The sequence below is a fragment of the Streptomyces sp. URMC 127 genome, from assembly GCF_051386535.1.
GTDB lineage: Bacteria > Actinomycetota > Actinomycetes > Streptomycetales > Streptomycetaceae > Streptomyces.
The window spans coordinates 1-10,210 of record NZ_JBPQTW010000234.1 but is presented as its reverse complement, the minus strand read 5'-3'; the positions used below and the strand labels follow the sequence as shown (position 1 = coordinate 10,210).

Below are 10,210 nucleotides of genomic sequence, written 5' to 3'. Positions count from 1 at the left end.
CTCGGGGCTGGGCCCCGCGATCCGCGGGGCCGGGCCCCGCCTGCGGGGACCGCACTGGATGACGTACTTCGAGGTCGCGGACACCGATGCCGCTGCGCTGCGGGCGGTGGAGCTGGGGGGTCAGGTGCTGCGGCCGCCGCAGGAGGAGGCGGCGGGGCGGACGGCGAGGGTCGCCGATCCGGAGGGGGCGGTCTTCACCCTGCTGCGGACGGCCCGTTGACGGGGTCGGGGGCGGGGTCCACGGGCAGCACGTCGGGCGAGAGGGCGGCGGCGCGGGCCGCGGCGGCCGTCAGCCTGCGGCGGTGGTGGCGCCGGCACAGCACCTCGTAACCGACCACGGTCTCCGGCTGGTTGACGTCGCCGACGACCACCTGCGCGCCCTCGACGACCATCTGCCCGCCCACCGTACGGGCGTTGTGCGTGGCCCGCGCGCCGCACCAGCACAGCGCCTCGACCTGCAGCACCTCGATGCGGTCGGCGAGTTCGACCAGCCGCTGGGAGCCGGGGAAGAGCTTGGTGCGGAAGTCGGTGGTGATGCCGAAGGCGAAGACGTCGAGATCGAGGTCGTCGACGATGCGGGCGAGCTGGTCGACCTGGCCGGGGTCGAGGAACTGCGCCTCGTCGGCTATGACGTAGTCGGCGCGGCCGCCCGCGGAGAGGTGGGCGACGATGTGCGCGTAGAAGTCGAAGCCCTCGCCCGCCTCGACGGAGTCGGTGACCAGGCCCAGCCGCGAGGAGAGCTTGCCCGCGCCGGCGCGGTCGTTGCGGGTGTAGATCATCCCTTGCAGGCCGCGGGCCGAGCGGTTGTGCTCGATCTGCAGAGCGAGGGTGCTCTTTCCGCAGTCCATCGTTCCGGAGAAGAACACCAGCTCGGGCATGGGGAAGCCAATGCCTTTCATAGGTCGGGGCGTTGTGGGGGGTGTGTGGCGTGGTGCGTACGTACGTACGTACGTACGTCAGGGTCGCACTTCGAGGAGCGGCACGAGCTGCTCCACGGGCGTCATGGAGCCGTGCAGCCCCACCATCGCGGACTCGTTCGGCTCGGTCTCGGTGGCGACGATCGCGATGTCGTCGCGGGCGGCGGCGACCACGTCGCCGATCCGGCCGTACACGCGGTCGTCGACGCCCTCGCCGGGCCGGCCGAACCAGCCCGCCTCGATGGCCTCGTCGCGGCTCGCGATCCACATCTGCTCGCCCAGCACCTCGCGCCACACGGCGAGGACGTCGGCGGCGGCGCCGGGCACCGCGTAGACGTGGCGGGCGCGCGCCTCGCCGCCGAGGAGGGCGACGCCCGCGCGCAGCTCCCAGTCCTCGTCGAAGTCGATGCGCGACTCCGGGTCGAACGGGATGTCGATCATGCCGTGGTCGGCGGTGACGTACAGCGCGGAGCGCGGCGGCAGCTGCTCGGCGAGGCGCTGCGCCAGGCGGTCGACGTACATCAACTGCCCGCGCCACTCGTCGGAGTCGACGCCGAAGCGGTGCCCCTTGCCGTCGACGTCGCTGTAGTACGTGTAGACGAGCGAGCGGTCCGCGGCGCCGAGCCGGTCGGCGGCGAAGTCCATCCGCTCCTCGCCGGAGAGCCGGCCGTGGAAGGTGCCGCCGCTCAGCGCGATCTTCGTCAGCGGGGTGTGCTGGAAGTCCGGGGCGGAGACCTGGCAGGTGTGCACGCCCGCCGCGTCCGCGAGCTGGAAGACCGTCGGGTACGGCTGCCAGGCGTGCGGGTCGGTCCAGGGGCGCCAGCGGAGCTGGTTCATCAGCTGACCCGTAGCCGGGTCGGCCACCGTGTAGCCGGGCAGGCCGTGGGCGCCCGGCGGCAGGCCCGTGCCGACCGAGGCGAGGGAGGTCGCCGTGGTGGACGGGAAGCCAGCGGTCAGCGGGTCCGAGCCGGCCATCAGCGAGTGCAGGAACGGCGCCTCGGCGGGGTGCGCGCGCAGCAGCTCCCAGCCCAGACCGTCGATCAGGAACACGCACACGCGGTCGGCCGGGGTGAGCTCCAGGCCCGTGGAGAAGCCCGGGACCCCCATGCCCGCCGCCGCGGCGGGCAGCAGATCGGCCAGCGAGCGACTGCCGTAGCGGGGCAGCGGGGCCGAGCGGGGGTCGAGGGGGGCGGGCTCGTGCCAGGCGGCGCCCGCCGTCATCGGATGGGACATCAGCGGGCGGTCGCCGCGGTCGCCGCTGTGGCTTCGGAGAGCGCCTGGGCGAAGGCCAGGGTCTGGCGGACCGTGTCCGGGCCGTCGCCGGCCTCGCTGACGCGCAGGCTCAGGTCGTCGGCCGTGGAGGAACCGGTGTAGCCGTGGTCCGCGTCGCAGTTGGGGTCGCCGCAGGCGGCGGGCTCCAGGTCGATCCGGGACACCGCGCCCCAGCCGATGTTCAGCACGACCTCGCGCGGCAGGGTGCCCGGCGTGTACGACTCGGGGTTGGCGACGACGCGGCTCAGCACGACCGAGGAGATCCGCTCCAGCTTCACGGACTCCGTGGAGGTGGTGGCGTACGGGGACGGCGACGTGCCGTCGGCGGCCTGCTCGTCGGTGTGGCTGACGATGAAGCGGGTGCCGGTGAGGACGAGGACGGTGACGTGGCGGCGCACCTCGTTGGAGTCGAACGTCGTCTCCTGGTGCACCAGGTACGACACGACCGGCTCCCCGCCCACTGCGGCCTCCACCGCCTCGGCCACGAGGGCCGGGTAGTAGCCGCTGCGCTCGATCGCCGCGCGCAGCCCTTGGGTCGTCGTACCGGTCTTCGCCATAAGCCCATCCTAAGGGGCCCACGGCCCCCGGCCGCCCGATGCGCCCGCCCCGGCCCCGCCCGCGCACCCCCGATGGGACAGGCATCACACGGAGCCCCCCGTTCCACCCCCGGAGCCTCCGCATACGGGGCCCGCCCCGCTGCCCGCCGCCACGGCGAGAAACCACGACGCCGCCGACCGGCGATGCCGAACCCACCTGCGCCCGGGGCCCGAGCACCCACACCGAAGGTGCGACGGCACCGCCGGGATCCGCCGTCGTGGCCGAGCGCCGCCGCGGCGGAGAAAACGGCACCCGGCCTCCAGGCAGACGGGCCCCGCCCGTCTCCCCCGCCGCCGCGGCGAGGAACCACTACGGCGCCGACCGGCGGTGCCGGACCCACCTGCGCCCCGGGCGCGAGGACCCGCACCGGAGGTGCGACGGCACCGCCGGGATCCGCCGTCGTGGCCGAGCACCGCCGCGGCGGAGAGAGGAGCACCGGCCCCTCAAGAGGCAGGGCCGGCCGGGCCGGCGGCGCCACCCCGCGGCGCGGGGGCGGGTGGTCGGGCGGGTGCAACCCGGTGGGCTGGGGCTGTCAGACCACCGGCAGGCTGCGCGGCCCCAGATCCGTCCGCGCCGGAGCCGGCGCGAGGCGGATCGTGGCGCCGAGGACGTGGACGCCCTGAGGCGCGACGATCACCGGTTCCAGGTCCGCGCCCACGACCTCCGGGTGGTCGTCGACCAGCCGGGAGACCCGTAGCAGGAGCTCCTCCAGCGCCCGCGTGTCCACCGGCGTGGCACCCCGCCAGCCGAAGAGCAGCGGCGCGGTGCGGATCGAGCGGATCTGCTCGGCGGCGTCCCGGTCGGTGACCGGGACGAGCCGGTGCGCGGTGTCGCCGAGCAGCAGCGAGGGCGCCCCCGCGAGCCCGAAGGAGAGGACCGCGCCCGCCGCCGGATCGATGGCCGCCCGGACCACCGTGTCGACCCCGCGCGGCGCCATGGACTGGACGACGAGCCGGGTCTCCTCGGGCTTGCCGAGGAGCTCGGTCAACTCGGCGTACGCGCGGCGCAGTTCCGCCTCGCCGCCGAGGTCGAGCCGGACGCCCCCGAGGTCGGCGCGGTGGCGCAGGTGCGGGGCCGTGGGCTTGAGGGCGACGGGGAAGCCGAGCCGCCCGGCGGCCCGTACGGCGCTGCCGGGGTCGGGCGCCGGCAGGGCGGGCAGCACGGCGATCCCGTACCGGGCGAGGAGCCGCTGCGTGTCGGGCGCCGAGAGGGTGACCGCACGGGGCCCCTCGGGCGGCGGCGCGAGGACGGCGCCGTGGGCCTCCAGGAGCACTTCGATGTCCGCGGCGGCGCCCGCCTCGTCGATGTCGTCGTACTCGGGGACGCGCCCCGGCTCGGCGGCGAGCCGCCGCCAGCGTGCGTACCGCGCGGCCTCGGCGAGAGCCCGTACGGCCCGCTCGGCGGCGGGGTAGGCGGGGATCCGCACCGCAGCTCCCCCGCCGTCGCCGGCGCCCGGCGGCTCCGCAAGGGCCTCCGCAAGCCCCGGGATCTCCAGGTGCACGACCGTCACCGGCTTGCCGGCCGGCGCGGCCGCGACCGCCTCCCGCAGCGCCCCGGCGAGGTCCGCCGCGGAGGCGTCCCCGACCCACGGGATGGCGGTGACGACGACGGCGTCGCACTCCTCGTCCGCGAGGGCCCCGGCCAGCGCCCGGCGGAAGTCGGCGGGCTGGGCGCCGGTGGTCAGGTCGTACGGCGGCTGGGGCCGCAGGCCGTCCGTGAGGCAGGCGTCGTAGGTGAGCAGGGCGAGGGACTCGGAGTTGCCGAGGATGGCGACGCGCGGGCCCGCGGGCAGCGGCTGGGAGGCGAGGAGCAGCCCCGTGTCGGCGAGCTCGGTGACCGTGTCGACGCGGATGACGCCGGCCTGCCGGAGCAGGTCGGAGACGGTGGCGTCGGGGATCCGGGTGGTCGGCACGGCGTGCCCGGTGGGCGCGGCGCCGCCGTGCCGGGCGCCCTTGACGACGACGACCGGCTTGCGGGCGGCGGTGCGCCGCGCGAGCCGCGTGAACTTGCGGGGGTTGCCGATGGACTCCAGGTACATGAGCACGAGGTCGGTGTCGGGGTCGTCGTGCCAGTACTGCAGGAAGTCGTTGCCGGAGACGTCCGCGCGGTTGCCGGCGGAGACGAAGGAGGAGATGCCGACGAGCCCGGCGGCGCGCCGGTGCAGCCCGGACAGCAGGGCGATGCCGATGGCGCCGGACTGGCTGAAGAGCCCTATCCGCCCGGCGGCGGGCAGCTCGGGCGAGAGGGAGGCGTTGAGGCGGACGCCGGCGGCGGTGTTGATGAGCCCGAAGGCGTTGGGCCCGATGATGCGCATCCCGTACGAGCGGGCCTGGCGCACCAGCTCGCGCTGCCGGTGGCGCCCGTCGGCGCCGCTCTCGCCGTACCCCGCGGAGAGGACGACGAGCCCCTGGACGCCGTGCTCGCCGCACTCGGCGACGACGGAGGGCACCTGATCGGCGGGCACGGCGACGACTGCGAGGTCGACGGGCCCGGAGATGCCGAGGACGGAGCGGTGGGCGGGCACCCCCTCCGGTTCGAGCCGGGCGGCGTCCTCGGGGAAGGCGTGGTTGACGGCGTGCACCTGCCCGGTGAAGCCTCCGGCGAGCAGATTGCGCAGGACGGTGCGCCCCATGCCGCCGGGGGCCCGGCCGGTGCCGATCACGGCGACGGAGCCGGGCGCGATCAGCCGCTGGACCGAGCGGGCCTCGGCGCGCTGCTCGCGGGCCCGCTGGACGGCGAGGGAGCGGTCGGTGGGCTCCAGGTCGAGCTGGAGGCGGACGACGCCGTCCTCGAAGCTGCGCTTCTGGGTGTAGCCCGCGTCCGTGAACACCTTGATCATTTTGGTGTTGGCGGGCAGCACCTCCGCGGTGAAGCGCCGGATGCCGCGCTCGCGGGCCACGGCCGCGATGTGCTCCAGGAGGGCGGAGGCGACGCCGCGGCCCTGGTGGGCGTCCTGCACGAGGAAGGCGACCTCGGCCTCGTCGGCCGGCGCGGACGCCGGCATGCCGCGGCCGTCGATGCGGTCGTAGCGGACGGTGGCGATGAAGTCGCCGCCGACCGTGGCGGCGAGGCCGACCCGGTCCACGTAGTCGTGATGGGTGAAGCGGTGCACGTCCCGGTCGGAGAGGCGGGGGTAGGGGGCGAAGAAGCGGTAGTACTTCGACTCGTCCGACACCTGCTCGTAGAAGCTCACCAGCCGCTGCGCGTCGCCGGGCGCGATGGGGCGCAGGTGGGCGGTGCCGCCGTCGCGCAGGACGACGTCGGCTTCCCAGTGGGCGGGGTACGCGTGCTCGTGCCCGGGTTGCGCCGGCGTCGTCTGCATGGGGCCAGCGTAAGGCCGGGCACCGACAACGAGGGCGCGGCGCCGGAGCACTCCCGGCACCGTGCGACACTGGTCTAGACAACCCCTACGACTTGAAGGGCAACACCATGGCTGAGCGCCGCGTCACCGTCGGCTGGGCCGAGGGCCTGCACGCCCGTCCCGCGTCGATCTTCGTCCGTGCGGCGACCGCCGCCGGCGTCCCCATGACGATCGCCAAGGCCGACGGCACCCCGGTCAACGCCGGCTCCATGCTGGCCGTGCTGGGCCTGGGCGCCCAGGGCGGCGAGGAGATCGTCCTGGCGAGCGACGCCGAGGGTGCCGAGGCCGCTCTGGACCGCCTGGCGAAGCTGGTCGCCGAGGGTCTTGAGGAGCTTCCGGAGACCGTCTGACGCGACGGGACCGCACGCGGCGGGGCCGCGGCAGCCGAGAGAGGCCGCCGCGGCCCCGTTGTCGTTCCCGGGTGAAATCCATGGCATTTCCGCCGCACCGGCAGGCCATTCCATAGGAATGAGACGGCCGGAGAACATTTCCTTCGGTAACTCCGGAACTCCGCCACTAATACGCGGATACGCGCGGCGCGCTTAAGAACCGGCGATCACCGTTCTCGCGGCCGGCTCCCTATTCCGGGCGCCCGCGCCCCCCGTCCGCGCCGCCGGCACGGAGCGCCGCAGCCGGAATTCCCCGGGCGCCCGGTCCGCACGGGCGGCCGCGAGGGCGCGGGCCCGCTCGGCGTCACCGCGGGCGACGGCGTCCACGAGGGCACCGAGCAGTTCCCAGGTGTCGACCGGCCGCACCGGCGGCTCCGCCGCGTACACCCAGGCGATCTTGAGCCGCAGCTGGGTGAGCAGCCCCGCGATGCTGGGGCTGCCGGACGCCTGGGCGAGCGTCTCGTCGAACCAGTCCCCCAGCGGCCGCAGCTCGCCCGTACGGCCGCCGCGCGCCCGCTCCTGGCCCAGCCTGACCAGCCCCCGCAGCACCTTCAGGTGCGCCTCCGTACGGCGCTGCGCGGCGCGCGCGGCGCCCAGCGGCTCCAGCAGGGCGCGCACCTCCAGCAGATCCGCCGCCTCCTGCTCGGTGGGCTCGGCGACGCACGCCCCGGCGTGCCGCCGGGTGGTCACGAACCCCTCCGAGGCGAGGGTGCGCAGCGCCTCGCGCACGGGCACGCGCGAGACGCCGTAGCGGCGCGCGAGGACCTCCTCGGTGAGCCGGCTGCCGGGCGGAAACGTGCCGGAAACAATGTCGTCACGAATCGCCGTGCACACGGCGTGCGCGGAAATGCGCCGGCTCTCCTGCGCCGCTGATCCCTCACTGTTCACGTACGGCCCCGCATGGGTGAACCTCCGCATAACCCCCGCGAAACGCGGCCGATTGACGTTTGTTCAGCGACTCTATTGCAGTGGCCCGCGATTTCCGACGGCGCACGGGAAGTCATCGATATGTTTTGGCCAACACGGGCCGGCCGGGAGCGGGAGCACGGGGCAGTCCGGGTACGGCGAAGGCCCCGGCCGGTGGGCCGGGGCCTTGTCAGGCGATCTCGTCGGGCGACGGGGCGCGCGGGGCGCCGCCGTCCGCGGTGTGTCAGAGGGAGACGCCGTGCTCCGCGAGGTAGGCGACGGGGTCGATGTCGGTGCCGTAGACGGCGCCCGTGCGGGCCTCGAAGTGCAGGTGCGGGCCGGTGACGTTGCCCGTGGCGCCGGAGAGGCCGATCTGCTGGCCGGCGGTGACGCTCTGGCCGACGGAGACGTCGATGGACGACAGGTGGCCGTACTGCGTGTAGGTGCCGTCGTTGTGCTTGATGACGACGTTGTTGCCGTAGGCGCCGCCCCAGCCGGCCTCGACGATGGTGCCCGCGCCGACGGCCTGGACCGAGGTGCCGGTCGCGGCGTGCATGTCGATGCCGGTGTGGCTGCCGGAGGACCACAGGCCGCTGGAGGCCTTGTAGGACGTGGAGACGTACGAGCCGGCGATCGGCGAGACGAAGGTGTTCAGGCGCTTGCGCTCCTGCTCGCGGGCGACGCGCTCCTTCTCCTTGCGCTCGGCCTCGGCCTTGCGCTTGGCCTCGTCGTCGGCCTTCTTGACGTCGGCGGCCTGCTGCTTGGCGGCGGCCTCGGCCTCCTGCACGGCGGTGGACTCGGCGGCGGAGCTGCTGAGGACCTGGGCCTGCTCGCCGATGCGGCCGGCGGTGTCCTCGCCGATGACGACGGCCTGGGTCAGGCCGGTGTCCTCGGTGGGACGGTGGGTGTCGTCGGGAGTGGCGGCCAGCGCCGGGGCGGCGAAGCCCGCGACCACACCGGTGGCGGCGAGGGTGGCTATGCCCGCCGCGTTCGCGCTGACGCGAACGGCGCGGCTCGGCTTGCGGTGCTTCCCGGTGGCACGAGTGAACGCCATGGGTGAGGCTGGTCCTTTCCTTCCCTCTCGCCTACCGGGTTAGCTGACGGGTTCGGAGCAGGAAGGTCTCCTACGGCTCCCTCCGGAAAGGGACCCGATTCACCCCAGGGACACTTGGGTCCCCGGCTCCCCTGGCTCGCGCCGTACGGGGACTCGGCGATGACTGCCCGGGCCGCGGATGCGACGCACATCTGACGGACAGACGCTTCGACGCTAGACGCCGTCACTTTCGATCGGCAAACAGAAGCCACGTTTTGTGTCCCACGCCACAGCACAGACGTGCAACCACTCCGCTAAACCGGACATTTGGCGGGCACACGCGCCTCTCGGGCGCGCGTGCCCGCCGGTTGACGGCGGGTCGGCGGGGCGGCCCGCCGCCGGGGCTCAGCCCGTGATCACGGTCACGTCGCCGATGCCGAGGGCCCGGACGGGCTCCTCGATCTGCGCGGCGTCACCGACGAGCACCGTCACCAGCCGGTCGACCGGGAAGGCGTTGACGACGGCGGCCGTGGCCTCCACCGTGCCCGTCGCGGCCAGGCGCTCGTACAGCCGCGCCTGGAAGTCGTCGGGGAGGTGCTGCTCGACCTGGTCGGCGAGCGTCCCGGCGACGGCCGCGGCCGTCTCGTACTTGAGCGGGGCGACGCCGACGAGGTTCTGCACGGCGGCGTCGCGCTCCTCGTCCGTCAGGCCCTCGGCGGCGAGGGTGCGCAGCACCGTCCACAGGTCCTGCAGGGCGGGGCCGGTGGAGGCGGTGTCCACGGAACCGCTGATGGCCAGCATGGCCGCGCCGGTGCCCTCCGGGGAGGACAGCAGTACCTGGCCGAAGGCCCGGACGCCGTAGGTGTATCCCTTCTCCTCGCGCAGGACGCGGTCCAGGCGGGAGGTGAGGGTGCCGCCCAGGCAGTACGTGCCGACGGACTGGGCGGGCCACACCGCGTCGTGCCGGTCGGCGCCGGTGCGGCCGATGAGGAGCTGTGTCTGGACCGCGCCGGGGCGGTCCACGATGACGACGCGGCCGGTGTCGTCGGCGGTGACCGGCGGGAGCGGGTACGGCTCGGCCGGGGAGCCCGTCCAGGCGCCGAGCGAGTCGGCGAGGGCCTCGTCGAGGTCGATGCCGGTGAAGTCGCCGACGACCACGGCGGTCGTGGTGGCGGGCCGGACGTGGGCCTCGTAGAAGGCCCGGACGGAGGCGGCGTCGATGCGGGCGACGGTCTCCTCCGTGCCCTGGCGGGGGCGGGACATCCGCGAGGAGGCCGGGAAGAGCTCCTTGGACAGCGCCATGGCGGCCCGGCGGGAGGGGTTGGCCAGCTCGTGCGGGATCTCGTCCAGGCGGTTGCCCACCAGGCGCTCGACCTCGTTGTCAGGGAAGGCCGGGGCGCGCAGGGCGTCGGCGACGAGGCCGAGGGCCTTGGCCAGCCGCGAGGCCGGCACCTCCAGGGAGAGGCGCACGCCGGGGTGGTCGGCGTGGGCGTCGAGAGTGGCGCCGCAGCGCTCCAGCTCGGCCGTGAACTCCTCGGCGGTGTGCTTGTCGGTGCCCTCGGACAGGGCGCGCGCCATGATGGTGGCGACGCCGTCGAGGCCCTCGGGCTCGGCGGCCAGGGGGGCCACCACGTTGATGTCCACGGCGACGACCTGCTGGCCGGGCCGGTGGCAGCGCAGGACCGTCAGGCCGTTGGGAAGCGCGCCGCGCTCGGGGGCGGGGAAGGCCCAGGGG

General features: G+C 74.6%; 9 protein-coding genes and 1 riboswitch. Of the genes, 2 read left to right on the top strand and 7 right to left on the bottom strand.

Annotation, left to right across the window (positions count from 1 at the left end; translation table 11 throughout):
• A partial coding sequence (locus tag ACSNOH_RS30000) for a VOC family protein (protein WP_436724590.1) occupies window positions 1-220 on the top strand: 220 nt, incomplete at its 5' end.
• Here the strand turns inward: ACSNOH_RS30000 and ACSNOH_RS29995 are convergent.
• The 4 genes from ACSNOH_RS29995 to ACSNOH_RS29980 all read right to left on the bottom strand — a co-directional run bounded on the left by ACSNOH_RS29995 (window position 195) and on the right by ACSNOH_RS29980 (window position 6,108).
• The gene (locus tag ACSNOH_RS29995; protein WP_436724589.1) at window positions 195-878 is read right to left on the bottom strand and encodes a thymidine kinase; all 684 of its coding nucleotides are present in this window, start codon (window positions 876-878) and stop codon (window positions 195-197) included. The two genes, ACSNOH_RS30000 and ACSNOH_RS29995, sit on opposite strands and share 26 nt — an antisense overlap.
• 78 nt (window positions 879-956) lie before the next feature.
• On the bottom strand, window positions 957-2,150 hold the full coding sequence (locus tag ACSNOH_RS29990; RefSeq protein ID WP_436724588.1) for an alkaline phosphatase family protein: 1,194 nt from the start codon (window positions 2,148-2,150) through the stop codon (window positions 957-959).
• Complete coding sequence (locus tag ACSNOH_RS29985) at window positions 2,150-2,746, bottom strand: DUF5998 family protein (RefSeq protein ID WP_030368622.1); 597 nt, start codon at window positions 2,744-2,746, stop codon at window positions 2,150-2,152. The genes ACSNOH_RS29990 and ACSNOH_RS29985 overlap by 1 nt, the downstream gene beginning before the upstream one ends.
• Before the next feature lie 572 nt (window positions 2,747-3,318).
• Window positions 3,319-6,108: a bifunctional acetate--CoA ligase family protein/GNAT family N-acetyltransferase gene (locus ACSNOH_RS29980; protein WP_436724587.1), complete on the bottom strand. Its 2,790-nt coding sequence runs from the start codon at window positions 6,106-6,108 to the stop codon at window positions 3,319-3,321.
• 107 nt (window positions 6,109-6,215) lie between these two features.
• On the opposite strand from ACSNOH_RS29980, the gene ACSNOH_RS29975 reads away from it, so the two are divergent.
• Window positions 6,216-6,497, top strand: a complete 282-nt coding sequence (locus ACSNOH_RS29975; RefSeq protein ID WP_030368624.1) for an HPr family phosphocarrier protein — start codon at window positions 6,216-6,218, stop codon at window positions 6,495-6,497.
• Window positions 6,498-6,689: 192 nt separating this feature from the next.
• Here the strand turns inward: ACSNOH_RS29975 and ACSNOH_RS29970 are convergent, their stop codons facing one another.
• The 3 genes from ACSNOH_RS29970 to ACSNOH_RS29960 all read right to left on the bottom strand — a co-directional run.
• Window positions 6,690-7,370 (bottom strand): GntR family transcriptional regulator, encoded by a 681-nt coding sequence (locus ACSNOH_RS29970; RefSeq protein WP_436724586.1) that lies wholly within the window; start codon window positions 7,368-7,370, stop codon window positions 6,690-6,692.
• A gap of 316 nt (window positions 7,371-7,686) precedes the next feature.
• Entirely contained in the window at window positions 7,687-8,496 is an 810-nt protein-coding gene (locus ACSNOH_RS29965) for a M23 family metallopeptidase (RefSeq protein WP_436724585.1), read from the bottom strand.
• 13 nt (window positions 8,497-8,509) lie between these two features.
• A riboswitch (cyclic di-AMP (ydaO/yuaA leader) is annotated at window positions 8,510-8,665 on the bottom strand.
• 215 nt (window positions 8,666-8,880) lie between these two features.
• Window positions 8,881-10,210, bottom strand: a 1,330-nt coding sequence (locus ACSNOH_RS29960; RefSeq protein WP_436724584.1) for a M16 family metallopeptidase, incomplete at its 5' end; no start/stop codon positions are given.